Origin of the sequence: Saccharothrix sp. NPDC042600 (assembly GCF_040647305.1) — a bacterium.
Taxonomy (GTDB): Bacteria; Actinomycetota; Actinomycetes; order Mycobacteriales; family Pseudonocardiaceae; genus Actinosynnema; species Actinosynnema mutabilis.
In genome coordinates this window covers 60960-87154 of record NZ_JBEZBW010000020.1, presented here as the reverse complement: position 1 = coordinate 87154, position 26195 = coordinate 60960, and the positions used below count along the sequence as shown (strand labels likewise).

At 74.6% G+C, this 26195-nt stretch carries 23 protein-coding genes; 13 read left to right on the top strand and 10 right to left on the bottom strand.

The features are described from left to right. Positions 1-15: 15 nt before the first annotated feature. Positions 16-2625 (bottom strand): AAA family ATPase, encoded by a 2610-nt coding sequence (locus AB0A74_RS15950; RefSeq protein WP_358249972.1) that lies wholly within the window; start codon positions 2623-2625, stop codon positions 16-18. Between the two features lie 141 nt (positions 2626-2766). On the opposite strand from AB0A74_RS15950, the gene AB0A74_RS15945 reads away from it, so the two are divergent. Beyond that, on the top strand, positions 2767-3552 hold the full coding sequence (locus tag AB0A74_RS15945; protein ID WP_358249970.1) for an alpha/beta hydrolase: 786 nt from the start codon (positions 2767-2769) through the stop codon (positions 3550-3552). Here AB0A74_RS15945 and AB0A74_RS15940 read toward each other — a convergent pair whose 3' ends face one another. From AB0A74_RS15940 to AB0A74_RS15925, 4 genes are all read right to left on the bottom strand, one after another. After that, positions 3553-3777: a hypothetical protein gene (locus AB0A74_RS15940; protein ID WP_358249968.1), complete on the bottom strand. Its 225-nt coding sequence runs from the start codon at positions 3775-3777 to the stop codon at positions 3553-3555. A 126-nt stretch (positions 3778-3903) separates the two neighbouring features. Further along, positions 3904-4170 carry a hypothetical protein gene (locus tag AB0A74_RS15935; protein ID WP_358249966.1) on the bottom strand — a complete coding sequence of 89 codons (267 nt, stop codon included), beginning with the start codon at positions 4168-4170 and terminating at the stop codon, positions 3904-3906. A 55-nt stretch (positions 4171-4225) separates the two neighbouring features. After that, positions 4226-5113: a methyltransferase domain-containing protein gene (locus AB0A74_RS15930; protein ID WP_358249964.1), complete on the bottom strand. Its 888-nt coding sequence runs from the start codon at positions 5111-5113 to the stop codon at positions 4226-4228. 42 nt (positions 5114-5155) lie between these two features. After that, positions 5156-6355: a S8 family peptidase gene (locus AB0A74_RS15925; protein ID WP_358249962.1), complete on the bottom strand. Its 1200-nt coding sequence runs from the start codon at positions 6353-6355 to the stop codon at positions 5156-5158. A gap of 260 nt (positions 6356-6615) precedes the next feature. Here AB0A74_RS15925 and AB0A74_RS15920 point away from each other — a divergent pair, with 260 nt between their 5' ends. From AB0A74_RS15920 to AB0A74_RS15905, 4 genes are all read left to right on the top strand, one after another. Continuing rightward, positions 6616-7614, top strand: a complete 999-nt coding sequence (locus AB0A74_RS15920; RefSeq protein ID WP_358249960.1) for a S1 family peptidase — start codon at positions 6616-6618, stop codon at positions 7612-7614. 151 nt (positions 7615-7765) lie between these two features. Beyond that, positions 7766-8611 carry an MEDS domain-containing protein gene (locus tag AB0A74_RS15915; protein WP_358249958.1) on the top strand — a complete coding sequence of 282 codons (846 nt, stop codon included), beginning with the start codon at positions 7766-7768 and terminating at the stop codon, positions 8609-8611. Further along, positions 8608-9513 carry an anti-sigma factor RsbA family regulatory protein gene (locus AB0A74_RS15910; RefSeq protein WP_358249956.1) on the top strand — a complete coding sequence of 302 codons (906 nt, stop codon included), beginning with the start codon at positions 8608-8610 and terminating at the stop codon, positions 9511-9513. The genes AB0A74_RS15915 and AB0A74_RS15910 overlap by 4 nt, the downstream gene beginning before the upstream one ends. A 163-nt stretch (positions 9514-9676) precedes the next feature. Continuing rightward, positions 9677-10108, top strand: a complete 432-nt coding sequence (locus tag AB0A74_RS15905) for a hypothetical protein (RefSeq protein ID WP_358249954.1) — start codon at positions 9677-9679, stop codon at positions 10106-10108. A 52-nt stretch (positions 10109-10160) separates the two neighbouring features. Here the strand turns inward: AB0A74_RS15905 and AB0A74_RS15900 are convergent, their stop codons facing one another. Further along, positions 10161-11153 (bottom strand): RICIN domain-containing protein, encoded by a 993-nt coding sequence (locus tag AB0A74_RS15900; RefSeq protein WP_358249952.1) that lies wholly within the window; start codon positions 11151-11153, stop codon positions 10161-10163. A gap of 143 nt (positions 11154-11296) precedes the next feature. After that, positions 11297-12148 carry a metallopeptidase gene (locus tag AB0A74_RS15895; RefSeq protein ID WP_358249951.1) on the bottom strand — a complete coding sequence of 284 codons (852 nt, stop codon included), beginning with the start codon at positions 12146-12148 and terminating at the stop codon, positions 11297-11299. Positions 12149-12245: 97 nt separating this feature from the next. On the opposite strand from AB0A74_RS15895, the gene AB0A74_RS15890 reads away from it, so the two are divergent. Further along, positions 12246-13343, top strand: a complete 1098-nt coding sequence (locus AB0A74_RS15890; protein WP_358249949.1) for a hypothetical protein — start codon at positions 12246-12248, stop codon at positions 13341-13343. On the opposite strand, the gene AB0A74_RS15885 is transcribed toward AB0A74_RS15890, so the two are convergent. After that, positions 13340-14686 carry an amidohydrolase family protein gene (locus AB0A74_RS15885; protein ID WP_358249947.1) on the bottom strand — a complete coding sequence of 449 codons (1347 nt, stop codon included), beginning with the start codon at positions 14684-14686 and terminating at the stop codon, positions 13340-13342. The two genes, AB0A74_RS15890 and AB0A74_RS15885, sit on opposite strands and share 4 nt — an antisense overlap. A gap of 111 nt (positions 14687-14797) precedes the next feature. Here AB0A74_RS15885 and AB0A74_RS15880 point away from each other — a divergent pair, with 111 nt between their 5' ends. Next, complete coding sequence (locus AB0A74_RS15880) at positions 14798-15724, top strand: aldo/keto reductase (RefSeq protein ID WP_358249945.1); 927 nt, start codon at positions 14798-14800, stop codon at positions 15722-15724. A gap of 4 nt (positions 15725-15728) precedes the next feature. Here the strand turns inward: AB0A74_RS15880 and AB0A74_RS15875 are convergent, their stop codons facing one another. After that, positions 15729-16322, bottom strand: a complete 594-nt coding sequence (locus AB0A74_RS15875; protein WP_358249943.1) for a TetR/AcrR family transcriptional regulator — start codon at positions 16320-16322, stop codon at positions 15729-15731. A 159-nt stretch (positions 16323-16481) separates the two neighbouring features. On the opposite strand from AB0A74_RS15875, the gene AB0A74_RS15870 reads away from it, so the two are divergent. Beyond that, positions 16482-17699: an amidohydrolase gene (locus AB0A74_RS15870; RefSeq protein ID WP_358249941.1), complete on the top strand. Its 1218-nt coding sequence runs from the start codon at positions 16482-16484 to the stop codon at positions 17697-17699. Here AB0A74_RS15870 and AB0A74_RS15865 read toward each other — a convergent pair. Then, positions 17696-18040: a helix-turn-helix domain-containing protein gene (locus AB0A74_RS15865; protein ID WP_358249939.1), complete on the bottom strand. Its 345-nt coding sequence runs from the start codon at positions 18038-18040 to the stop codon at positions 17696-17698. The two genes, AB0A74_RS15870 and AB0A74_RS15865, sit on opposite strands and share 4 nt — an antisense overlap. Positions 18041-18138: 98 nt before the next feature. Here AB0A74_RS15865 and AB0A74_RS15860 point away from each other — a divergent pair, with 98 nt between their 5' ends. The 5 genes from AB0A74_RS15860 (at position 18139) to AB0A74_RS15840 (ending at position 26170) form a co-directional block, all read left to right on the top strand. Further along, positions 18139-18864, top strand: coding sequence for an SDR family oxidoreductase (locus AB0A74_RS15860; protein ID WP_358249937.1), 726 nt, complete (start codon positions 18139-18141; stop codon positions 18862-18864). Positions 18865-18998: 134 nt separating this feature from the next. Next, the gene (locus AB0A74_RS15855; RefSeq protein WP_358249935.1) at positions 18999-20057 is read left to right on the top strand and encodes a hypothetical protein; all 1059 of its coding nucleotides are present in this window, start codon (positions 18999-19001) and stop codon (positions 20055-20057) included. Then, on the top strand, positions 20054-21211 hold the full coding sequence (locus AB0A74_RS15850; RefSeq protein ID WP_358249933.1) for a serine protease: 1158 nt from the start codon (positions 20054-20056) through the stop codon (positions 21209-21211). Before AB0A74_RS15855 ends, AB0A74_RS15850 begins: the two co-directional genes overlap by 4 nt. Positions 21212-21215: 4 nt before the next feature. Further along, complete coding sequence (locus tag AB0A74_RS15845; protein WP_358249931.1) at positions 21216-23126, top strand: trypsin-like peptidase domain-containing protein; 1911 nt, start codon at positions 21216-21218, stop codon at positions 23124-23126. Further along, entirely contained in the window at positions 23126-26170 is a 3045-nt protein-coding gene (locus AB0A74_RS15840) for an AAA family ATPase (RefSeq protein WP_358249929.1), read from the top strand. The genes AB0A74_RS15845 and AB0A74_RS15840 overlap by 1 nt, the downstream gene beginning before the upstream one ends. Positions 26171-26195 lie beyond the last annotated feature (25 nt).

Genomic DNA, 26195 nt, shown 5'->3' with positions numbered 1-26195 from the left:
TACTCGGATGGCGCATCAGCGCAGGACCAGGCGGACCTGGCGGCGGGACGTGACGGCCAGCTTCCGGAAGATCTTGCGCAGGTGGTACTCGACGGTGCTCACGCTGATGAACAGCGTGGTGGCGATCTCCTGGTTGGTCGCGCCGTCGGCCACCAGGTCGGCGATCCGGGCCTCCTGCGGGGTCAGCTCCGCGGTGTCGGGGCGGCTCTCGGCGACCCTCGGGGTGCCGCCGGCGGCGCGCAGCTCCTGGTCGGCCCGGCGGGCGAAGCGCGGCGCGCCCATCCCGGTGAACAGCTCGTGGGCCGTGCGCAGGTGGGTCGAGGCCTCCGCGCGTCTGCGGCGCCGGCGCAGCCACTCGCCGTAGAGCAGGTGGGCGCGGGCCAGGTCCGTGGTCACCGGGGTGCGGGACAGGCGGTCGATCGCCTCCCGGTGGTGCGGCTCGGCGTCCTCCGAGGTCAGGGCCCGGGTCCTGGCCGCCAGGCCCTTCGCCCACGGGGTGCCGCCGGCCTTGGCCCGAGCCTCCACGGCCCGCCCGGCACGGGTGGCGGTGGCGTGGTCGCCGGCGCGGGTCGCGGCCTCCACCAGGTCGGGCAGCAGGAGGCCGGCCCAGTGCGTCGGAGGCTCGTCCAGGACGGTTCCGCCGAGGTCCAGGGCTTCCTGGTAGCGGCCTTCGCTCAGGTGCAGGACCACGCGCGCCGCCCGCGCCACGCTCGCGCGCAGGCCGTCGCCGGCGAGGTCCACCTCCTCGCCCCGCCACGCCCGCAGCAGCGCGTCGGCCGTGCCGGCCAGGGGTGACCGGAGGCCGGCGGCGGTGGCGGTCTCGGCGAACTCGGTCAGGTGGCCGGCGGCGGCGGTGAACCGGCCGCAGAACACCTCCCAGCCCGCCAGCGCGGACAACGCCGTGAGCAGCGCCTTCGGCTCGCCTCGGCGGCGGGCGGCAGCGGCGGAGCGGGCCGCGCACACGCCCAGGGACTCCTCGTCCCACAGCTCCACCGCGGCCAGCACGCCCGGCAGCGTCCACCGCCCGGGTTCCGCGTCGCGCACCGCCCGGACGGCCGCCCGCAGGCTCGGCGCGGCCTCGACGAAACCCGCCTTCACGAACAGCGCGTGCGAGGCCAGGACCAGCTCGGCGACCGTGGTCCCCGAATCGTCGGGGACGGCCGCGGCGACCTCGGCGGTCGGGCCGCCTTCCAGCACGGCGATGTCGAACGCTTCCAGCAACGCGTCCGTGCGCTCGGCGCCGCCCAGCCCGTCGGCGGCCTTCAGCAGTCTCGGGACATCGTCGTCCAGCAACGCGAGCAACCTGGTGGCGTGCGGTTGCTCGGAGTCCACCCGGGCCAACAGCTCCCGGGCGTGGGCGACGGCTCCGGCGGCGACCGCCGCGTCGGCGGCGCCCACCTGGCGACGGTCGTGGTCGGGGCGGTCCGGGCTCAGCCGCGCGGCCATCGCGAGCAACGCCGACCGGGCCATGTGACCGCCGCGCGCGCCGGCCCGGTCGGCGCACCGCTCCAGCTCGCCCGCCACGGTCTCGTCCGGACCGGCGGAGGCGGCGGCGAGGTGCCAGGCCCGGCGGTCGTCCGCGGTCACCTCGGCCAGCGCCGCGTGGACCCGCCGCCGCAGCCCGACCGGGGCGCTCGCGTACACGGCCGACCGCACGGCCGGGTGCCGGAACGCGAACCGCTCCGCCGCCCACACCGACGGCTCGGCCACCAGCAACCCGCTCGCCACCGCGTCCTCGACCACCGCGTCCAGCGGGTCGGGCACCACCGCACCGGCCGCCCGCCGCACCACGGCCGCGTCACCGGTCGACTCCGCCGCCACGACCAGCAGGAACGTCCGCGTGCCGGCCGCCAGCGACCCCACCCGCCGGGCGAACCGCGCCTCCAGCCGCCGCCCCACCGGCAGCGGCCCGCCCAGCAGCGGCGCACCGGCGAGCCCGGCCGGCGTGGTCGCGCCGCTGTCCAGCTCGCGGGCCAGCTCGGCCAGCACCAGCGGGTTGCCGCCGGCCTCGGCCGCGATGCGCAGCCCCAGCGCGCGGTCCACCCCGGTGAGCAGGGAGGCGGCGTCGGCGGCGGGCAGGCCGGGCAGGGTCCGGTGGTCCAGGTCGGCCAGCAGGTCCGGCTCCAGGTCCGGGCGGGCGGCGAAGACCAGCACCACCCGTTCGGCCAGCAGCCGGCGGCCGACGAACGCCAGGACCGACAGGCTCGCCCGGTCCACCCACTGGGCGTCGTCGCACACGACCAGGACCGGCGCGTCCGCCGAGACCTCCGACAGCAGCGTCAGCACCGCCAGGCTGATCAGGAACCGGTCCGGCGGCGGCCCGGCGACCAGGCCGAACGCCACGTCCAGCGCCTCGCGCTGCGGGTCGGGCAGGCGGGTGCGGGCCGCGCCGAACGGCAGGAGCAGGCGGTGCAGCGCGGCGAAGCCCAGCTCCCGCTCGGACTCGACCCCGGCGACCCGCGCCACGGTGAACCCCTCGGCCGCGCCGATGCCGTAGCCCAGCAGGGCGCTCTTGCCGATCCCCGGCTCGCCGACCAGCACCAGGACCCCGCTGCGCCCCTCGCGCGCGGACGCCAGCAACCCGTCCAGGGCGGCGCGTTCGGGGGCCCGGTCCAGCAAGGTCATGCGCGGAAACCTAACGGACTGGGGACCACCGGTGATGCGCCGGCACACCCACCCGTCCCATGATCCTCACGACACCGTCGTCCGAGGTCGGGGCACTGGGTACCGTGTCCCGACCGCCCGAACCGCCCGCGGAGGAGCCCGATGCGCCCGGACACCGTCGTGCTCGTCCACGGCATGCACCTGACGCCGGCGGTGTGGGAGGGCTGGGTGCACCGGTACACGGCGGCCGGCTACCGGGTGCTCGCGCCCGCGTGGCCGGGCCTGGAGGTCGGCGTGGCGGCGCTGCGCGGCGACCCGACCCCGTTGGCCGAGCAGACCGTGGACCGCGTGCTGGACCACTACACGCGGATCATCGAGGAGCTGGACCGGCCGCCGATCATCGTCGGCCACTGCTACGGCGGCACGTTCACCCAGCTCCTGCTGGACCGGGGCCTGGGCGCGGCGGGCGTGGCCCTGGGCACCGCGCCCACGCGCGGGATGAGGTGGCTGCCCTGGTCCACCATCCGCACGCACCTGCCCGCCCTGCGCCACGGCCGCACACCGGTGATGCCGACCTACGCGCAGATGCGCTACACCCTGACCAACACCATGCCGGACGACGAGTCCGCCGCCGTCTACCACCGCCACGCGGTGCCACCGGCCCCGAAGCTGGTGCTGGACCGCGCCCTGGCCGAGTTGAGCCCGCGCTCGCCCTACACCGTCCGCTACGCCCGGTCGGGCCGCGCCCCGCTGCTGTTCGTGGCGGGCACGGCGGACAACCAGAGCCCGCCGTCGGTGGTCCGCGCCAACGCCCGCCGCTACCGCCGCGCCGGCCACCGGGTGGACTACCTGGAGTTCGAGGGCCGGTGCCACTTCAGCCTGGGGCAGGAGGGGTGGACCGAGATCGCGGACGCGGCCCTGGCGTGGGCGCGCGAGCGGACCGGCTGACTACCGGGTCGCCTGGTCCAGCGCGACCAGCGCGGCGGCGAGCTTGAACTGCTTGCTGGTGCCCAGGTCGCGCACGGTCTTGATGCCGAAGGCCGCGGCGAGCTTCTCCGCGTCGCCGGCGCTGACTCCCGCGAGCGCGTCGACCGGGGAGTCGAGGAGCGCGGTCAGGTCCAGCTGCTCGTAGGCCTTGTCGAGTTGCTTGTCCAAGTCCACGGAAACGGCCACGGTCGGTCTCCCGTCCTGGAGCGTTCGCTGACGCGGGCGACGCTATGCGCTCGACCGCCGTCGCGGGACGGGTCATCCCCCGGTGAGGGGAGCACTCCCACCCGATCAGGGCACAGGGGTTGACGGTCAGTGCAACGGGTTCGGGTTCGGCACCGGACCGGGTGGTTCGCCGGGACCGGGGCCGGGCGGCAGCGGACCGGGTGGTTCGCCGGGACCGGGACCGGGCGGCAGTGGGTCGGGCCGGGGGAGCGGCTCCGGTCGCGGCAGGCCGGGGTCGCGGGGCAGCGGTTCGGGCCCCGGCGGCACCGGGTCCGGGATGGGGGTCGGGGGAACCGGGTCGGGCTCGCCGGGCGTGGGCCGCGGCGACGGCGGCTCGGGGTGGGGAACGGTCATCGCTCCTCCTCGTGGGTCGAGCGTACGGCCGCGGGTTACCCGCAAGCGCCGAGCGCTACCCGCCGGCGTTGCGGGGCTTGTCCAGCACGAAGGCGGTGTAGCGGCAGGCGCGTGCCCAGGCGCGGTGGGCCTCGACGCTCCGCGCGGCGGCGGACCAGTCCTCCCGGCTCAGTTCACGCAGGCCCGGCCAGCGCGTGCAGAGGACCCGACGGCCCAGCGGTGACCGCATCAGGGTGAGCACGGGACCGGCCAGGCTCATCGGTCGGTCCAGCACCGGGCGGGTCCAGTCGTGCACGGCGGTCACCGTGAAGCCCGCCTCCCGCGCGCGCACCACGTACCGGTCCAGCGGCTCGACCTCCTCGAAGCACCACGCCGAGCGCACGACACCGTCCCGGTCGACCGACTCGATGGTCGTCGGGTCCGCCGAACGCCACGTGAAGTCCACCAGCACCAGCCGCCCGCCCGGCCGCAGCACGCGGAACGCCTCGCCCAGGAACGCCCGCCGCCCCTCCGGGCCGAAGTGGAAAGCCGCCTCCAGGCAGTGCACCCGGTCGAACCCGCCCAGGTTGGACAACTCCGTCACGTCGGCGACCGCGAAAGAGGCACCCGGCCGATCGCCGAACCGCCGCCGCGACTCCTCGACCTGCTCCGGCTGCACGTCCACACCCAGCGCGTCGCAGCCCCGCTGGGCCAACACCGCCGTGGACAACCCGCGCCCGCAGCACGCGTCCAGCACCCGGTCGCCCGGTTCGGCCTCCAGCAGGTCCAACGACCGCCGCAGCAACTCCCGTTGGAACCACCCGAGCCCGCCGAGGGCGTGGTGCAGGGTCGGGACGGTGTAGTACCCGACGTTGACCAGGTCGCCCCAGCCGACGTGGCGCAGCAGGTGGAACAGGACGTTGGTGTCGCTGTAGGACTCCGCGATGCGCCGCCGCTCCACCATGTCCCGATCGTGGCACGCGGGGGGATGCGCGTCCACTGTGGATCAGAACTTCGCCACGTCCAGCAGCGGCTCGTGCGCCTGGTCCGGGTCGGTGGACGTGGTCCACTTGTCGGTGCCGGCCTTGAGCAGCGCGGCCTTCACGGCCTCGGGCGGGTCGGTCGGGTTCTTCGCCTTGTGCAGCGCCGCCGCGCCGGCGACGTGCGGGCTGGCCATCGACGTGCCCGAGATCGTGTTGTACCGCTCGCCCTTGGGCCACGTGGACAGGATGCACACGCCCGGCGCGATGATGTCCACGTCCTCGCCGTAGTTGGAGAAGTCCGCGAACGTGTCGTCCACGTCCCGGCGGCACGTCGAGGGCGCGCCGCCCTCGGGCTTGCCGTCGAAGTCGGCCAGCGCGCTGACCGTGATGACCTCTTCGTAGGTGGCCGGCACGAACGAGGTCGTCGGGGTGGCGCTGTTGCCCGCCGCCACCACGTAGGTCACGCCCGCCTTGACCGAGCGGCAGATCGCCTCGTGCATCACGTCGGTGTTCGCGCCGCACTTGCTGTCGCTGCCGGTGCCGCCGAGGCTCATGTTGGCGACCTCGATGTCCTTGGCGTTGGCGGTGACGAAGTCGATGCCGCAGATGACGTCGGACCACGTGCCGCTGCCGCTGTTGCTGAGCACCCGCACCGGCCACACCCGCGCGCCGGGCGCGACGCCGACGACGCCGACCTCGTTGTCCAGCGCGCCGATCGTGCCGGCGACGTGCGTGCCGTGGCCGTTGCCGTCGTCGGCGCTCTGGCCGGTGGAGCAGTTCTTCGCGCCGGCGGTGTGCACGTTGAGGTCCGGGTGGTCCAGGTCGATGCCGGTGTCGATCACGGCGACGTCCACGTCCACCTTCTCGTCCTTGCCGTCGATCTTGGCCGTCGGGCTCAGGTCGGCCTCCGCGCGGTCGACGCCGGTGGGCAGGGTCTGCGCGGTCGTGGTGACCACGCCGTCCGGCTGCACCAGCTTCACCCGCGGGTCGGCCGCGATCCGGGCGGCGTCCGACGGGGTCATCAGCGCCGAGTAGCCGCGCACGCTGGACTCGTACAGGTGCACGGGTTGCACGCCGAGTTCGGCGGCCACGGAGGTCACCGGCGCGTTCTCGTCGAGCAGGACGATGTATCCGGTGGCGGACTCCGCGCCGGCGGGTGCGGCGGTGACCGCGGTGGCCAGGAGGACGGCGGCGAAAAGGGCTTGGCCCGGAAGACGTCGCATGACTTCTCCTCTGGGGGCGTTCTCCGGTGGGACACGTTGCTCGCACCCGTTCAGCAGGGAGTTACCTCCGCCGAACGGCGGGTAAACCATGCCGCCGTTCGCGAACCCGAAAGGGTTGCGGACCTCCGCAGTGCAGCAAGCGTCAGCCCTTCGCAGCCTTGTGCGCGCTTCCGCCGTCCCGTTGGGTGGGACGGGTCTCAAACACCCGTCCGAGGGGTCGCGCCTACCCGCGCCCCTCGCCCCTGCGAAAGGGCGGAGCAATGAGAACGGTTCGTCATGCCCTCGTCGTCGCCGTCGCCGCGGCGACCGCGCTGATCCCCGCCACCACCGCCACCGCCGCGCCGGCCGACCTGGCCGCGGTCACGTCGTCGTTGGGCCCCGACCGCACGGCCGGCGCGCACCTCGACGCCGGGCGGCTCGTCGTCAACGTCACCGACCACGCGGCCGCGGCGGCCGTGCGCGCGGCGGGCGGCCAGGCCCGCCTGGTCACCCGCAGCGCCCGGCACCTGGAGCGGGTGCGCGCCGCGCTCGACGCCGCCACCCCCGGCACGGCCCTGGCCCTGGACCCGGCCGCCAACCAGGTCGTCGTCACCGCCGACGACTCCGTGCCCGCCGACCGCCTGGCGCGCCTGCGCTCGGCGGCCGAGGACACCGGGGGAGCGGCCCGCGTCGACCGCGCCACCGGCACGTTCGCCCCGCTCATCTCCGGCGGCGACGCCATCTACGGCGGCGGGTACCGCTGCTCGCTGGGCTTCAACGTGCGCAGCGGCGGCACGTACTACTTCCTGACCGCTGGCCACTGCACGGACTCGGCCACCGCGTGGTTCGCCGACTCCGCGCAGCGGACCAAGCTGGGCGACCGCACCGGGTCCAGCTTCCCCGGCAACGACTACGGCATCGTCCGCTACACCAACACCTCCGTCGCGATCTCCGGCACCGTCGGCGGCACGGACATCACGGCGGCGGCCGACCCGGTCGTGGGCCAGTCCGTCACGCGCCGGGGCAGCACCACCGGCACCCACAGCGGCACGGTCACCGCGCTGGACGTGACCGTGCACTACTCCGGCGGCGGCACGGTGCGCGGCATGATCCAGACGACGGTGTGCGCCGAACCCGGCGACAGCGGCGGGCCGCTGTACGACCGGGGCACCGCGCTGGGCCTGACCTCGGGCGGCAGCGGCGACTGCCGGCGCGGCGGGACGACGTTCTACCAGCCGGTGACCGAGGCGCTGGCCAAGTACGGCGTGTCGGTGTTCTGAGCGTCGCCTCGGGTGTCCCCGGGTCCTCTTCCGGGGGCACCCGAGGTGTGTAGAGTGCGGTGTGCCGGGTGTGACCGGCATTCCACGCCCCGGGTTCAGCAGCCAGCCCGCGCGGCCCGGCGATCCGGGACTCTCACGGTGGGGTTGGCTCATGCGCAGGTCGGGGAGTGTGCAGCACGCGCGCGACTTGGGTCGCCACGACCACGTGTGCTGGTCGTACGACGACATCGCGGATTTCCGGGACCGTGCGCGCGAGTACCTCGCCGAGGGCTTGGCGCTGGGGCAGCGGGTCCGCTACGTCACCGCCGGGGACGACACCGGCGTCCTGTCCGGGTTCGAGGAGGCGCTGGCGTCCGGCGCTGCGCAAATCACCTCACTGGGTGACACCTATGCGAGTGGTTCCGTCGTCGTGCCCGAGGACCAGGTCCGCGCCTACGCCGCGGCCACCGAGGAGGCGCTGGCGGCCGGCCACACCGGGCTGCGGGTCGCGGCGGAGGCGACGCCGCTGGTGCGCACGCCCACGCAACTCGCCGCCTTCCTGCGGTACGAGCACCTGGTGGACCGGTACATGGCCGAACGCCCGTTCTCGGCGATGTGCGGCTACGACACGACCCAGCTGGACGGACCCGCGATCACCAAGTTGGCCGGCGTGCACCCGTGCGCGAACCGGCCCGCGCCGTTCCGGTTGCACGCGGTGGCCGTGCGTCCCGACGGCGACAGCGGCCCGGCCGGCGGTGTTTTCGAGTTGGGCGGGGAGTTGGACGCGTCCGGGCACGAGCTGCTCGGGGCGTTGCTGGAACGCATCGACGCGGGGCCCGGCGGGTTGGTCGTGCACGCGCCGGAACTGTCGTTCATCGACCACCGCGGGTTGCTGATGCTGGCCGACTCGGCGAGACGGCGGGGCGGGGGCCTGGTCCTGCGCACCCGCGCCACCGGTGCGGCGCGCCTGGTCGAGGTCCTCGACATCCCCGACGTCCGGGTGGAGCAGATCCCATGAACACCTTCGTCCACCCCGCGCTGTTCTACCGGACCGACCAGGAGTACCTCGCGGCGCTGGTGCCGTTCGCGGCCGAGGGCCTCGACGCCGGCCACCCGGTGGCGATGGCCGTGCCGGGCGACCGCCTCGACCTGGTGCGCTCCGGCCTGGGCGCGCTGGCGCAGCACGTGACGTTGCTGGACATGGCCGTCGAGGGCCGCAACCCCGGCCGCATCATCGCCCGCGTGCTGCGCCGCTTCGCCGACCGGCACCGTGACCGGCACGTCCGGATCGTGGGCGAGCCGGTGTGGGCGGGGCGCAGCGCCACCGAGTACCCGGCGTGCGCCCAGCACGAGGCGTTGATCAACCTGGCGTTCGACGGCCGGGACGTGACGATCCTGTGCCCCTACGACGTGTCGTCGTTGTCGGAGCGGGCCGTCGCGGACGCGTTGGTGACCCATCCCGTGGTGTGGGAGGGGACGTCGTCCTACGAGAGCGACGAGTACGACGTGCCCGGCCTGCTGGACCGCTACAACGAGCCGCTGCCCGAGCCGCCGGCGGACGCGGTGTTCGAGGTGTCCACGACCGGGGACCTGGCCGAGGCGCGCCGGTTCGCTGCGGCGCGGTGCGGCGCGTCGGACCGGGTCGCCGACGTGGAGCTGATCGTCACCGAGTTGGCCACCAACAGCCTGCGCCACAGCGGCGGGCCCTGTCGGGTGGGCGTGTGGCGGGCCGACGGGCACCTGGTGTGCGAGGTCCGGGACGGCGGGGCGTTGAGCGACCCGCTGGCCGGGCGGCGGCCGCCCGAGCCGGGCCAGCTCTCGGGGCGGGGGTTGCTGATGGTCAACGACCTGGCCGACCTGGTCCGCCTCCACACCGGCCCCGCCGGCACGACCGTCCGGGCCCTGCTCGCCCTGTCCTGACCTCCGCCCGAGGTCCACTGTGGATCTCCGAAGGCCGGTCTCCGACGCCGTCTCGATTGGCGGGGTCGGGAGCGGCGGCGTCCATTGCGGACGGCGGAAACGAGAGATGGATTACTCCGTGTCCTACCACCGGCAGGGGGTCGGCTGAGCGAGGATGTGCATTGTGAACCGAGCTCGGAAAGTTGCCGCTGCCTGGTCGGAGCTCGCGGCCGACCAGTTGGCGGAGCAGGTGCGGCTGATGGTCAAGGCGCGGGACGCCGGGGCGCGGGCCGTGTGGGGGGCCGTGGCCGAGGACCAGGTGCTGGTCGCTCGGGTGCGGGGTGCGCTGTCGGCGCTCAAAGCCGAGTTCCGGGGGCACCGGGACGAGGTGATGTGGCTGTTGTGGATCAACCAGGCCCAGCAGCACCTGGTGGTCGAGACCGCGCCCGCGGCGCCCGTGGCGGAGCACGACGTCGTGGCCGACCTGGACCCCGTCCTCGGTCTTGACGAGGACGTGGCCGAGGACGTGGTCGCGCTGCCCGTGCAGGAGCCGGTGGCGGCTGCCCGGGTCGTGCGGGACGTGCCCGTCATGGTGTTCCAGGAACCGTCGGCGTGAGCCGGAACCGGGTGCGCTCGACGCACCCGGTCCCAGACCCGCCCCGCCTACCTCACCTGGCCCGCCACTGCTGGTTCCAGCCGTTGTGGCAGTCCCACTGGAGCACCCGCGCGCCCACGGCCGCGTCGTGCACCCAGATGTCCAGGCACTTGCCGCTGGCCGCGTTGCGGTAGCGGTGGATCGGCCAGCCCCACTTGTCGCTCGCGACCCGCTCCTCGAACCACACCTGGTTGGCGTCGCCGCGCGGGTCGGTCTCGCAGACCTGCTGCACGACCCGTGCCCCGTTGCGGCCGATGTCGGCGTTCTGCAGCCCCAGGCACAGACCCGAGTGCGCCACCCGCAGCTTGCGGGCGCTCACCCCGTGACCCGCGGTGTAGGCGGCGGTGAACTGCTGGTTCGTGCCGCCGTGGAACGTCCACATCTGCGCGCCCATGCCGGGGTGGGGGTGCCACCCCGGGATGTCGGCCACGTGCCCGCGCGCCGGGTTGCTCAGGTAGCTGCCGTAGCGCCACTCCTGGTTGCGACCGCCGTGGCAGTCCCAGATGCCCAGCTTCGCCCCGTGCGCCGCCATGCCGCCGGGGATCTCCAGGCACCGACCGCTGCCCTTGTTGCGCAGCCGGAACGTCACGCCGCCCGCACCGTCGGCCGCCACCTGCTCGGGCTGCCACAGTTGGGCGTCGCCGCCGTGGCAGCCCCACTGCCAGACCGGGGTGCCGTTGTTCCAGTCGCCCCACCGCACGTCCAGGCAGCGGCGGCTGTGCGCGGCCACGACCAGCACGTACGGGGTGCCAGCGACCTTCTTGACCTGCCAGTACTGGTTGAGGTCGCCGTGGAACGGCCACGTCTGGACGCGCGCCTGGTCGCCGGTGGCCGCGGCTTCGACGTCCACCGCCATCCCGGTCTGGGGGTTGCTCAGGTACGCCCAGGTCTCGTCGTTGACGAACACCGGCAACGCCCACCCGGGCGCGGCCGTGCCGAGCAACGCGCCGGCGACGACCACGACCAGGAGCCCCAGGGTCCGCAGTGCTTTCCACGCTGTGCGCATGATGTCTCCTTCCCGGCGGGCACCTCGCCCGCGCCCCGTACGTGGAGCGGCGGGCGGGCGTCTCCCCGGGGAGGCCGATGATCACTCGAACGGACCAGCGCGGGGTGCGCGGCCGGGGCTGTGCGGAGACGGCGGCGGGCGGGTCAGGCGGCGAGTAGTTCGGCTTCTTCCGGCAGGGGGTCGAGCAGGGGGTCGAGGTCGGTCAGCAGGCGTTCGGCTTCGGCCAGCGACTCCGCGATGCCGGCTCGGCGGGCGTCGAGCCGGTCGGCTCGCGCGCGGGCCTCGGCGACCAGGCGGTGGGCTCGGTCCTCGGCCTCGCGGACCAGTCGTTCGGCGTGGGCGCGGGCGGCGGCGCGCTGGTCGGCGACCTCGCGGAGCGCTTCGGCTCGGCGGGCCGCCATGGCGACCTCGAAGTCGGCCTGCACGCGGGCGCGCAGGCGGGCGGCCTGCTCGTCCAGGTCGCGGCGGCGTTGCTCGGCCTGGCGGGTCATCGCGTCCACCTGGTCGCGGGTGCGGCGCAGCAGGTCGCGGTGCTCGGTCTCCATCTCGTGGCGGCGCGCGTCGAGGTCGGCGACCAAGCGCTCGTGCCGCTCCCGCAGGCGTTCGGTCGCGCGGCGGGTGGTCTCCCACGCCTGGTCCGCCGCCGCCCGCGCCCGCGCGGTGACCTCGTCGGCCTCGGCGTGCGCGAGTTCGAGCATGCGGCGCAGCCGTTCGGACAACGCCTCCGGCTCGACGGGCGTGCGGCACACCCGGTCCAGCGCGTCCCGCAACTCCCGGATCTCCGCGCGGGCGCGTTCGAGTTCGCGCGCGAGGTCGTCGGCGCGCGCCACCGCCGCGTCGCGGTCCACCGCGAGCAGCCGGAGATCCGCCTCCACCGCCGCCACGTAGTGCCGGACCTGGCGGCGGTCGAACCCGCGCCACGCCGCGTCGAAGTCCGTGCGCAGGGGGACGAGTTCCTCGCGGCCGTCGGTCACCTGGTCCACCAACCCTTCCAACGATCTTCCTCCGACACCGGGGAATACGAACGTCCGCGCCGACCGGTTCCGGGAACCGCGTCACACCGCCCGGGTGGACGTACGCGATAGTGCAACCGTGCGGGTTCTCTTACAGGACGCGGTGTGGGTCCACTACGGGCAGTTGTCGGTCGAGAGCGACGTCGAGATCGGCGGCGACATGCGGGGCTGCTTCGGCGGGCAGCGCAACGGTCTGCTCGGCGCGTCCGTGCCGGGGACGCTGTTCCTCATGACCGGGTTGCACACCGGCGAGGTCGGCTTCACCGTCGAGCTGCACGACAGTGAGCCTTCCCTTGGCGCGGAATGGGAAGACGTCGTGGAGGCGTCGTTCCGGCCGATCGGCGAGGCGTCGCTGGTGGGCTGGGCCGGCGAGTGGTCCGAGGAACTGGACCTGGCCGAGACGGACTACCGGGTGCGCTACTGCGGTGTCGGCATGGACCGCGAGAACGCGGGCGAGCCGGAGGACGTGGCGAAAGAGCGGTACCTGCTCCAGTTCTGGCCCGCACCGCCCGCGCCCGACGCCGTGGTCCGCCAGACCAGCGCGCAGGCCGAGTACTGGCACGCCTTCGCGCGCGAGCAACCCCCGCCGCCGACGCCGGAGGAGGAGGAACGCGCCCGGCTCGCGGCCGAGGAGGAACGTCGGCGCGCGGACGAGCGGGCGCGGCACGAAGCGCTGGTGCGTGAGTGGGGCGGGGTGCTGCCCGATCCCCGGCTGGTGGCGATGCGGCGGCCGGCCCTGAACCTCGCCCGCATGGACCGGCCGCTGCTCGACGCGCTGGCAGCCGCGCCCGAAGAGGTGCAGCGCGACATCGCCCGCTGGGCGGCGCGACGGGCGTGCGTGGAGGCGGGGTTGGACGGCGTCTCGTGGATCGCGCCCGCCCTGGACGCGGCGGACCGCGGTGAGCCGCTGCCGCCGCCGTTCCAGGACGACCGGGAGCCGTGGGACCGGTTGTTCGCCGACCCCACCGTGCCGCAGACCCTGATCACCACGCCGGACGGGCGCACCGACAACTTCCTCCAGCAGGCGATGGCGCTGCCGGTGCTGTTCGCGGTGACCGGGGAGGACCCGTTGCGCGCGGCGGTGGAGGTCGTGCACACCGCCGCCGCGACCATGGGGCACGGGCGGCACGACGTGCTGTTCGCCGAACTGCGCCGGGCGTTCCCCGGGTTGTCCTAGGCCTCGAACACGACCCGGCCGTCCACCACGGTCATGGCGACGCCGACGTGCGGCAGGTCGGCGGGGTCCACGTCCAGCGGGTTGGTCTCCAGGACGCACAGGTCGGCCGCCATGCCGACCTCCAGCGTGCCCTTCCACGACTCCGCGCCGTCCTGGTGCGCCGGCAGCACGGTGTAGGCGCGCAGCAGGCGGCGCATCAGGACGCGGCTCGCGGGCAGGTCCAGCCACCGGGCGGCGGCGGCGACCCCGCGCCGCCAGTCCGGGTCGAGCACGGGCGCGTCGGAGCTCAGGCACACCCGCACGCCGCGCTCGAACGCGTCCCGCAGCGGCCACGCGGTGCGCACCACGTCCTCGCCCAGGGCGGCGGCCAGCCAGGGCGCGGTGGTGACCGCGATGCCGGGTTGGGTGTTCAGGCCGATGCCGAGGGCGGGCAGGCGGTCCAGCACGTGCGGCGGGACGAGGTCGCCGTGGATCAGGTAGTGGCGGCCCGCCGGGCCGTGGGCGGCGATCGCGTCGGCCAGGGCGTCCACGACGACCTCGGTGGTCCGGTCGCCGGTGGCGTGCACGCCGATCTGGTGGCCGGCGCGGTGGGCGAGGGTGATCATGGCGCGCAGGTTGGCCTCGCGGTCGGGGTCGTGCTCGCCCTCGACCAGCAGGTGACCGGAGGTGCCGTCGGCGTAGCAGTGGTGGGTCCAGGCCGACCGCATGGGCGGGATGCCGTCGGCGAAGATCTTCACGCCGGTGACGTTGAGCCAGCGCGGGTCGGCGGTCGGCGGCGCGGTGGCCAGGCCGGCCTCGAAGGCCCGGAGCGAGCTGGGGCCGTCCAGTTCGCCGAAGAGCCGCAGGACGGTGACGCGGGCGCGCAGTTCGCCCTCGGCGGCCAGGGCGGCGTACTCGTCGAGCACCGCGCTGCCGAAGCAGCCGGTCGGGCCGGCGTCCTCGCCGGGGCCCAGGCCCGGTTCGGTGTAGCTGGTGACGCCGAGCCGGGAGAGCAGGTCGCCGGTGTGCAGGATCGCCTTGCGCCGGCCCTCGGCGTCGGTGATCAGGGGTTCGGCGTGCTCGACCGCGCCCTCCGAGCCGAACAGGGTGCGCGGCCACAGCGCGCCCAGCCACGCGCCGTGCAGGTGGGAGTCGTTGACGCCGGGCATGACCGTCCGGCCGCGCAGGTCCACCACGCGGGTGTCCGGGCCGACCAGGTCGGCGACGTCGCCGACCGCGACCACGCGCCCGCCGGCGACGGCCAGCGCGTCGGCCTCGCGGTCGCGGGCGTCGAAGGTCAGCACCGTGCCCCCGGTGAGCACCAGGTCGGCGGGTGGGGGTGTCGGCACGGCGTCCTCCGTCAACGGATGTAGATGAAGCGACCTCATGATGCTTGCTGTTGCGCAAGGGATCAAGGTTTTAGTCTATGTGTGTAGACTAACCCGAACCTGGCGCGGCGAGAGGGAGTGCTTCTCATGGGCGAACAGCAGTGGCCGGTCTTCGGGCTCGGCTCGTGGAACACCTGGGACCGCATGGAGTTCACCGACGCGGTCACGCTCCTGCGGCACGCGGTGGACGCCGGCGCGACCCTGTTCGACGTCGCGCACTACAACATGGGGCCGCACGCCGAGCAGGCGCGCACCGACATCATCTTCGGCGAGGCCGTGCGGGCCGCCGGGATCGGGCGCGACGAGTACCACCTGTGCGGGAAGCTGTGGCTGTGGGAGTACCCGGCGACCGGGCTCGAGGGGCAGCTGACGACCTCGCTGGAGCGCATCGGGGTCGAGCGGTTCGACAGCGTGGTGGTGGGGGACTACATGTCACCGCCGGACGTGCGGGCCATCGTCGCCGACGTCAACGAGCAGATCCGCGCCGGGCGGTTCGCGGTGTGGGGCGTGAACAACTGGGTCGCGAGCGACCTGGCGGCGGCTCTGGAGTTCGCCGACGCCGAAGGGCTGGTGCCGCCGACGTTCGCGCAGCTCAAGTACAGCGTCGCGCGCCGGTCGATGGCGGAGGGTGAGCACTACGGGCCGTGGTTCGAGTCCGGGCGGCTGGTGCTGCAGGCCTCGGACGTGCTGGAGGGCGGCATCCTGGCGGGGCGCAAGTTCCCCGAGCGCAAGATCGGCGCGGACCCCGGCGGCATCCGGGACGCGATCCGCGCGGCGGCCGACGAGGTGGCCCTGGTCGCGGCCCGGTTCGACGCGACGCCCGCGCAGGCGGCCATCGCGTTCTGCCTGACCAACCCGGCGGTGGCCAACGTCCTGTTCGGGGTGAGCCGGCTCGCGCAGTTGCGGGAGAACCTGGGCGCGCTGCGCCTGGCCACCGACCACGGTGCGGAGCTCCGCGCCGCGCTGGACCCGTTGTGGGCCGACCGCGGGGTGCGTGCCGACGGCTCCTGGTGAGGTCCTACGGGCGGGTCAGGCGGTCGAAGAAGGAGTCGAGGTGCGCCTTCTGGAGCTTGCGCGTCGAGAACCGGGGGCCGACCAGGCTCATCACGTTGGCCCCCGCGTTCATCAGCACGATCTCGTCCACCAGCTGCTCGTCCGGCGTCGCGGTGCGGATGTCGCCGTCGGCGCGGCCCTGGCGGATGTGCTCGCGCAGCGCCGCGCGCCACGACCGGAGGTGCTCGGCGTAGCGGTCGTGCAGGCGGCGGTTGCCCAGGGACATGTCCCAGAACGCGAGCAGCACGCGGCCGGCCGTGATCCGCTTCGCGTCCAGCGGCATCGCGCCGTAGCACAGCACGCGCAGCGCCTCCAGGCCCGAGCGGTCGGCGGTCGCGGCGGCGATCTGCGCGTGCACCTGCGACAGCGCGCGGTCGAACGTCGCCTCCACCAGGGCGTCCTTGCTGGCGAAGTACCGCTTCAGCGCGCCGTTGGCGAACCCGGCGGCGGCGGCGATCTCGCGCATCGTCGCCGCCTCGAACCCGCCGCGGACGATGAGGTCCCAGGTCACGTCGACGATGTGTTCCCGCCGCTCGTCGTGGTCGATGACCTTGGGCATGCCGCTCCTCGCCGGTGCTTGTGTCTACATCCGTAGCGTATCGATCCGTGGTTCGCGGATCGGTGGGTCGTGGGTCGGGGGGTTTTGGGTCGGTGGGTGTGGATTCGTAGTGTATGGGCCGGCTTGCCGGGCGTGGCGCGGCCGTCGATAGTGATCGTCGTGAACCTCGCCGACCTGTACCGGGACCTCCACCAGCACCCCGAACTGGCCTTCGCCGAAACCCGCACGGCCGCGATCGCCGCCCGCGAACTGCGCGCCGCCGGCTTCGACACGACGGAGGGCGTGGGCGGGACGGGCGTGGTGGGCGTCCTGCGCAACGGTGACGGCCCGACGGTCCTGCTGCGCGCGGACATGGACGCGTTGCCGGTGCGGGAGAAGACCGGCCTGCCCTACGCGAGCACCGCCGTGGCGGACCGCGACGGCGAGCAGGTGCCGGTGGCGCACGCGTGCGGCCACGACGTGCACGTGACCTGCCTGATCGGTGCGGCTCGGCAGTTGGCCGCCGGGCGTGACGGGTGGCGCGGCACGGTGCTCGCGGTGTTCCAGCCCGCCGAGGAGGTGGGCGGGGGAGCGGAGGCGATGGTCGAGGACGGCCTGTTCGAAAGGTTCGGCAAGCCCGACGTGGTGCTGGGGCAGCACGTGGCCCCGATCCCGGCGGGGATGCTGGGCGTGCGGCCGGGTCCGGCGTTCGCGGCGGCGGACACCGTGCGGGTGGTCCTGCACGGGCGCGGCGGGCACGGGTCCCGGCCGGAGGCGGCGGTCGATCCGGTGGTCATGGCGGCGGCGACGGTGTTGCGGCTGCAGACCGTGGTGTCGCGGGAGATCGCGGGCGGGGACACGTGCGTGGTGACGGTCGGTGCGATGCGGGCGGGCACGGTGGCCAACATCATCCCCGACGACGCCGAACTGCTGCTCAGCGTGCGCAGTTACGACTCGGTGGTGCGGTCGCGGGCGTTGGACGCGATCGAGCGCATCGTGCGGGCGGAGGCGGCGGCGTCCGGCGCGCCCCGGGAACCCGAGGTGACCGTGCTGACCAGCTTTCCGGCGGCGGTCAATGATGCGGCGGCTGCGGGTCGGGTGGGGGAGGCGTTGGCTGTCGCTTTCGGGGCTGATCGGGTTGTCGATCCGGGGCCGGTGACGGGGAGCGAGGACGTGGGGGTTTTCGCGACGGCGGCTGGGGTTCCGCTGGTGTATTGGCTGTTGGGTGGGGCCGATCCGGGGGCGTTCGCGGGGGCTGCGACGTTTGACGAGCTTCGACACGTGGCGGCGACCATCCCTGCCAACCACTCACCGCTGTTCGCGCCGGTGATCAACCCGACCCTGGACGTAGGCGTGGCCGCCCTCGTCACCGCCGCTCGGGCGTGGATGCCGGTCTAGGTGTCCTGTAGGCCTACGTGGGCGCCTACCTCGTCGTGGGTGGCTGCGGCCAGTATCGCGTCCAGCAGGTTGGGGAAGCGGGTGTCCAGGTCGGCTCGGCGCAGGGTCAGGTAGCAGCGGGTGCCCTCGTTGCGGCTGTGGAGCACGCCGGCTGCTCGCAGGGTTCGGATGTGGTGGCTCAGGGTCGATTTCGCCACCGGTGCGCAGAACTCGCCGAAGTTGCGTTCCTCGCCGTCGGCCAGCAGGCGGACCAGGCCCAGGCGCAGCGGGTCGCTCAGCGCCGCCATCACGTCGGGCAGGCGCAGCTGCTCGACGGTCGGGTCGGTGTCCTTGTGGCGCACGAGGACGATGGTAGCTGTTCGATGATTTGCGAACATCGAACGACGGGCGCTAGGTTGGTGTTCGATAGTCACCGAACATCGAACAAACTGGGGTGGTCGTGGAACTCAAGGGGCAGGTCGCGCTGGTCACCGGGAGCACGGCGGGCATCGGGCGGGAGACCGCGCGGGTGCTGGCTCGGGCCGGGGCCGAGGTCGTCGTGACCGGGCGGGACGCCGGGCGGGGTGCCGAGACCGTGCGGGAGATCGAAGGGGAGGGTGGGGTCGCGCGGTTCGTCGAGGCGGACATGGGGGACCTCGACGCCGTGCGGCGGCTGGCCGCCGAGGTCGGGGACCTCGACATCCTGGTCAACAACGCGGGCGTCTACCCGTTCGCGCCCACCGTCGAGCAGACGGTGGAGGACTACGACCTCATGTTCGACGTCAACGTCCGCGCCCTGTTCTTCCTGACCGCCGCCCTCGCGCCGGGCATGGTGGCCAAGGGGTCGGGCAGCATCGTCAACGTCTCCACCATGGCCACCGCCGTCGGCATCCCCGGCGCCGCCGTCTACAGCGCCACCAAGGCCGCCGTCGAGTCGCTGACCCGCACGTGGGCGGTCGAGTTCAAGGGCGTCCGGGTCAACACGGTCTCGCCCGGACCGGTGGCCACCGACACCGTGCTCGCGATGAACCCCGGCGTGGCCGAGCAGGTCGGCAAGGCCACCGTGCTGGGGCGCGTCGCGCAGCCCGCGGAGATCGCCGAGGTGGTGCTGTTCCTGGCCTCGCCGCGCGCGAGCTACGTCACCGGGCAGAACCTGGTCGTGGACGGCGGCCACAACATCATCTGAAAGGCCTACCGGCGGTGACGGGCGCGTTCGCCTGAACGGGTGAACCTGTTCCGCCAACGGTAATACGCCGGGTGGACGTGGCGAGGACCGGAGTGACGGCGAGTCACACGCCGTGACGGCAGGAGGTCCTCGCCATGGACACGAAGGAAAACGGTGCGCGCGGGGTCGCGGTCGACGCGGACGCGGCCAAGAAGGCGGCGGAGGCGGAGAAGGCCGCGGCGGACGCGCGGGCCGCGCGGATCGCCGCCGACCGCGCCGAGCGGGACAAGTGGGCGGCGCTGGTGCCCGACCTGTCCAAGGTGCAGCCCGGGGCGACCACGGTGGCCGGTGACCAGGCCGTTCGTGGCAGCGCGCTGGCGTTGCGGGCGTTGGACGACGCCGCCGCCAAGGTCGCGGAGGTGGTGCACGGCCTCAAGCCGTCCGGGCCGGTGCTGGTCACCACGGACGTGGACCTCGCGGGCGGTGCGGCCGCGCACCGGGCGGTCGTGGACGGTGTCGAGCGGCTGACGCGGACCGCCGACGAGCTGCTGAAGACGGTCCAGCCCTCGATGCAGGAGGCGATGGGGGTCCTCGGCGTCGGCGCGCTCGTCACGCAGGCGGTGCCGGCGTTGCTGCAGCTCACGTCCAGCAAGCGGACCGTGACCACCGCTGCCGTCCCGGCCGACGACCTCGCCTCCGCCGCCTGCGTGCTGGGCAGGCTGCTGGCGAAGAACCTCGTGGTGCGGCACGACGACTTCCGGATGCCGACCGCCACCCGCGTCGAGGCCGCGTTGGCGGCGCTGGACGATCGGCGCAAGGACGTCGCCGAGCGCATCGACCGGCTCGGCGGCGCGCAGGACGCGGAGCGCGACGAGTTGAAGTCGTTCCTCGCCTCGGTGGACACCTTCCTGGCCGCCATCACCGCCGTCCCGGACGGCGCGACGCGCTCGCCGTGGGCCGACGCGTGCCTGCACGACGCGCTGCACGACGGGTCGGTGGACCACGTCGTGCTGGTGAAGGGCGCGGCCGGCACGACCACCCAGCTGGTGAACGACCGGCCGATCGGCCGGGACGACGTATCACTGGTGGCCGACGTGAGCATCACGTACCTGGTGCTGCGCCTCGCCGACAACCGCCTGGTGGCGGCCGGCGCGGCGGCGGGCACCGCCACCATGACCGGCAAGATCGGGAAACGACTGCGGGTGACGCCATGACCGACGCCAGGAACTACCTCCACCTGCTGGGCCAGGGCCGCGGTGCGGCGCGGCTGGAGGGCGTCGGCGGCGCGCCCGGCACCCCGCCGCCCAAGTCCGAACTGCTCGACAAGCTCGAAGCCGAGATCGCCTGGGTGGAGCGCAAGACCGGGGTGCGGGCCGACGAGGACGCCAAGCGCGCCCTGCTGGACAACGCGAACGAGGCGATCAGCCACCTCTACGGCGACGGCGTCGACGCGTCGCTGGGCCAGGACGAGATGTCCGGGCTGGAGGCGGTCGTGCGGGCGGACGGGTCGCGGCCCGTGCTGTTCGTCGAGGACGACTTCGTGGACCTCAAGACCCCGTCGCTGGGGCTGTTCGCGGCCTCGCTGTCGCGGGTGTCGGACGCCGTGCGGGACGTGTGCCGGTCGGTGGGCCGGGTGGACGACCCGTCGCCGGAGGTCCGGCTGGGCTACCACGGCACCGCCTGGGTCGTCGGCGACGGCCTGGTGGCCACGAACTTCCACGTGCTGCAAGCCATCGCGCCCGGCGGCGTGCGCAGCGACGGCCGGTTCCAGGGGCGGCTCAAGACCGGCGTGTCCGTCCACTTCGGACACGAGGTGCGCAGTTCGCTGCCCGAGCGCCGGTTCCCCGTCCGCCGGGTCGTCGCGGTCGGCCGCGAGGGTGACGCCGGCACCCGGCACCCGGACTTCCCGGAGCTGAACTTCGGCGGCCTGGACCTCGCGATCCTGGAACTGGAACCGGTGCCCGGCCGCCCGTTCCCCGCCCCCGTCAAGGTGGCCCGCGGCGACGACCCGGTGAGCATGGGCGGGCTCGCGACCCGCGGGCGCGGCGTCTACCTGGTCGGCTACCCGGGCGGGTCCACCTCGCCGGACCTGTTCGCGAGCATCTTCGCGGGCGTGCGCGGCTTCAAGCGGCTGGCCCCCGGCGCGATCATGGCCGGCGCGGGCGAGGTCGCCCACGACCCGAAGGGGTGGATCCTCACCCACGACATCAGCACGCTGGGCGGCAACTCCGGCTCGGCGCTGGTGGACCTCGACGATGACGGCCGGACCGTGCTGGGCCTGCACTTCGCGGGCAACCACCTGCGGGAGAACTGGGCGCACGCGGCCGAGCGGATCACCTCCGACCTGGACGCGGCGGTGGGGGTGTAGTGCCGTGGCGGCGCCGGTGGACGAGGGTCGCTGGGACCCCGGGGTGGTCGCGCTGGCGCACGCGGTCAGGCTGGACGACCCCGTCCTGCTCGACCGCGTGTGGGAGCCGCTGCGCCTGGCGCACGGCATCCACCTGCGCCGCGACACCGGGGCCGACCCGTTCCAGTTCGCGGCCGAGGCGCTGCACGTCGCCGAGGGGCGCGGGCTGCTGCGCCGGCTGGCCATCGACCTGATCAACAACGAGCTGGTGCTGCCCGGGTTCGAGGAGCGGCTGACCGCGTTGCTCGGGGCGACGGCGTTCAACCTCCAGCTGTTCGTCAACGGCGACTTCACGCCCAAGAGCGCGCTGGTGTCGGCCCGCCGGTTCCTCGACAGCTGCGACCGGGTGTGCCGCATCGACATCGACGGCCGGCACCACGGCACCGGCGTGCTGGTGCGGCCCACGCTGGTCGCCACCGCCGCGCACGTCGTCGCGGCGCTGGTGCGGGCCGAGAACGGCGTGATGACCGCCGTCGAGGGCAGCCGGGAGAAGCTCAGGCTGACCTTCGGCTACGCCGAGGACTACCTGCCCCCGCCGGCCGCCGACCCGCGCGGCGCGGCCGGTCTGCAGGCGGTGCCCGACCAGGTGCGCGTGTTCGAGGGCGAGGAGGCGGAGCTGGACGCGCGGTGGCTCGCGTGGTGCAGCCTGCCCACGGCGTCGGAACGCCTGGGGCTGCCGGACGTCCGCGACATCTCCGGCATCACCGAGGCCGACGGCCCGTGGGACCTGGCCCTGATCCGGCTGGCGCGGCCGCGCCGGGTGGACCGGCGCACCCGGCTGGGCGCGCGACCGCCCGGTGAGCCGTTCCCGGTGCACGTCCTGCACCACCCGGGCCGGGCCAGCGGCACCGCCGAGCCGCTGCTGTGGTCGATCGGGCAGCTCGACGAGCAGCTCGGCGCGCCCGCCGTGCGGTACCTGCACGATGCGAACACCGTGGCCGGCTCGTCGGGCGCGCCGCTGTTCGACGACGAATGGCGGGTGGTGGCCCTGCACCAGGGCGGCGGGCGGACGTTGCAGGCCGTCGGGGACGCCCAAGGCGTGCCGGCGCGGGCGCGCAACCGGGCGGTGCCGGTGTGCCGGTGGCTGGCGAAGCTGGACGAGCTGGAGGACGTGGTGCCCTACCTCCAGGAGGTGCGCGGCCCGGCCGGTCCCCGACGGGTCGTGGGTCGCCGGGGCACCCAGGAGCGGCTGTGGCGGGCGTTGCGCGAGGGCGCGCCGGCCGAGGACCGGTTGCTGATCGTGCGCGGCGAACCGGACACCGGGCTGCGGTTCACCAAGCGGCTGGTGGGGGAGTACGTGCGCACCCACAGCGACGGCGTGGTGGTGGCGCTGGACGTGGCCAACGCCCTGGCCACCGACGCGGCCGGGTTCGCCGAGCACATCGCGGGCACGCTGTCCGCCGAGCTCGACGCGACGTGCGGCGCGCCCGTGACCACCGGGCAGAGCCGGGTCCGCAACGGGATCGCGCCCCGGCTGGGCGCGGCGCTGGACGGCGTGGGCGGCCGGCGCGCGGTGTGGCTGGTGTTCGAGGGGTTCGACCGGGCGCGGGTCAGCGACCAGCACGGGATCGACAACCTGCTGCTCACGTTGATCGGGGCGCTGCCGGACTACCGGACCGTGCGGCTGGTGATGGTGTCGTGGCAGCAGACGCCGCCCGAGCGGTTCGCGCTGTCGGTGGAGGACCTGAAGCCGCCCACGGCCGAGGACGTGGCGTACGCGCTGGTCGGGCCGGGTGGCGCGCCGGGGCCGGACGACGTGGCGTTCGCGGGGTTCGCGCTGGAGCGGGCCAAGGCGGGCGGGCTGACCGGGTACCGGGCGGCGACGAAGGCCATCGACCTGGTGTTGAGCATGCTCAAGGCCCGCGAGGTGGCGTGATGGCCGCTCACGGACCGGGGCTCGACCCCGCCGCCGCGGTCGGCGGGACGGACGCCGACCGGTTGCTGGCGGCGTTCCTGGCGGGGCGGTCGGCGGCCGAGCGGGAGGCGTTGGTGCGGCGGTTGGCCCCGCCCGAGCCGCCGCCGGTCGCCGAGGGCGCGGTGCGCGCGGTGCGGGACCGGGCCGCGCTCTCGGGGGCGGTCGCGCCCCGTGACCTGGTGCGCGGGTTGCCCGCCGAGGACGCCGACCGGGTGCTGGACGTCGTGGCGATCGACTTCGACCGCGCGCTGGTCGCCGGCGACTGGCGGTGGACCATGCGCAGCGGGCCGCGCGAGGAGGCCCTGACCCGGCTCGCCGCGGCGAACGGGGTGGCCGCGGCGCTGGACGACGCCGCCCGGGTCCCGACCGACGAAGCCGGGAGGACGTTGCGCGAGCTGGCCGCCGCCGGGCGGGGCGGCGCGCGGGAGCTGTTGCGCGGGCTCGCCCGCGAACAGCGCGACGACCGCGCGGTCCTCCAGGCGCTGACGTGGGCCGCGCCGCTGGGCGGACGGCAGGGCTACCTGGCCGAGGCCCGCCGGCGTGCCGGGCTGATGGCCGTCCGGGACAGCTACGCGACCCTGCTGGACATGGGCGTGCACGGCCGCGACCGCGAGCTGGCGGTGCTGCGGGACTTCGTGTGCGCGCCCGCCGACCCGGCCGGCCCGGTGCCGGTGCTCGCGGTCACCGGGGTGGGCGGCGCGGGCAAGTCGACGCTGCTGGCCGCGCTGGTGCGGCCGTACCTGGAGCGGCAGCTCGACGCCGACGCCCCGGACGGGCCGATCGCCGTGGTGATCGACTTCGACCGGGTGGTGTTCCGGGTCAACGCCGAGCTGGAGCTGTCCTTCGAGGTCACCCGCCAACTGGGCTGGGCCGCCCCGGTCGCCTCCGCCGACTTCTCCGCCCTGCGCCACCAGGCCCGCGAGGAGCGCCGCCAGGTGCGCACCGACCTGGCGGTGGAGTCGGTGGAGACCGACGTGCGCACGGCCACCGGGTTCGAGCTGGAGGCGCGGGTCCTGCTCGACCTGCACGACCTGCGCGGGCGGACCGTCGTGCTGGTGCTGGACACGTTCGAGGAGTGGCAGCGCGACCGCCCGGTGGCCGGGGCGCGGCGCGGCGGGTGGAACGACCCGGAGCGGCGCGTCCAGGAGTGGATCTGGCGGTTGCGGCACGAGATGGGCCTGGACGGCCTGCGGGTCATCGTGTCCGGTCGCGCGCCGGTGTCCACGATGGACGACCTGGCCATGCTGCCGCCGCTGGAGTTGGGCGACCTGGACGCCGACGCGGCGGTCCGCGTGATCACCGGGTTCGGCGTGGACCCGGACGCGGCCGGCGTGGTGGCCCGCGCGGTCGGCGGCAACCCGTTGGCGCTGCGGGTGGCGGCCCGGTTCTACGGCAAGCTGTCGCGCGCCGAGCGCCGCCGGTTCGTGGCCACCGCGCACGAGACCCACCCCGGCCTGGACGACGAGCTGCGCGCCGCCGTGCTCTACGACCGGTTCCTGGGCCACATCCGCGACGACCGCGTGCGCCGGCTCGCCCACCCCGGCCTGGTGCTGCGCCGCGTGACGCCCGCCCTGGTCCGGCACGTCCTCGCGCCGCACTGCGGGATCGACCTGGCCGACGGCGACGAGCACGCCCTGGTCGACCTGCTCGGCGACGAGGTGTGGCTGGTCGCGGCGGCCCACGACGGCCTGCGCCACCACCCCGAGGTGCGGCGGGCGGTGCTACGCATGATGTCCGGCGACCCCGCGCACGGCCACCGCGTCCGCGCGATCCACCGCGCCGCCGCCGACTGGTACGCCTCGGGCCGCGACGAGCACCTGCGTGACGACGCCGCCGGCGCCGAGGCCCTGTACCACCTGCTGATGCTGGAGGACGGCCGGCGGCCGGTCACCGAGGTCCTTGGCGGGCGCTTCCCGCCACCGGGCGGCGACTTCCCCCCGCGCGTGGCCGCGCAACTGCGGGCGTTGCGCGGCGAGGACCTGACCGACGAGGAGGCGCTGGAGCTGCCCGCCGAGGTGTGGAACCCGTGGCTGGCGGCGCACGGCGCGCACCTGCTCGCCGACGGCCTGGCCGAGCACGCGGTGCGCCTGTTCGAGGACCGCCTGCGCCGCCGGGGTGACGCGGCCGAGCCGGAGTGGCTGGCGCGGGCCTACTGCGACGCGGCGCGCTGGCGGCAGTACTGGCCCACGGTCACCCGCGTACCCGGCGGCGCGCGGGTGGACCGCTTCGCCCTGATCGACGCGCTCGCCTCCCACGACCCCGACGACCTGGCCGAGTACGACCGCCGCGTGGACGCCCTGCGCGGCCCCGACCTGGACCGCTTCCTGGCCTCCGGCGGCCGGTTCCTGCTGCTGTTGCGCGGCAGGGACTTCGGCCGGTCCGGGCGCGAACGCGACCTGTACCCGGTGGACGAACTGCGCCGGGCCGTCGTGCGGGCGGCGGCCGGCGAAGCGACCGTCCTGCACGGCCTGTCCGGCCTGTTCCGGCCCGACCCGGCGTGGCTGCGCGACTGGGCCACGCTGGTCGGCGGGCCGGACCCGGCGGCCGACCCGCCCACCGCCCCGTGGTCGCTGCGCAGCGACGAACTGCTGGGCGAGTGGTCCGCCCGCTTCGCCCGCACCTGGCCGCGCGCGCGGATCGTCCCGTCCCGCCTGACCGCCGACCTGGTGCACGTGCTGCGCGGCGACAACCCCGAGCTGCGCCCGGCGGTCCGGCTGGCGGCCGGGGCGGTGGCCGACCACCTGGGCGTCCGGGCGGTGGCGGAGGCGGCGGCCGAGGTGCTGCCCGTCCCGACCGCCGACTTCCACCCCGACGCGCTGTCCGACGCGGTGGAACACGCGGCGATCGTCCAACTGGTCGAGTACGTGGACCGGTCGGGCGTCCTGCGGCCCTTCCTGGCCGGCCTGCACGAGCGCCACCCCGCGTCGGGCCTGGTCCGGGACGTCCATGAGGCCTTCGAAGCGTGGGACGACGCCCACGAGCGCCTGTTCTCGCGGCTGGTGTAGCAACCCCGGGCGGTTCCGGGCGTCT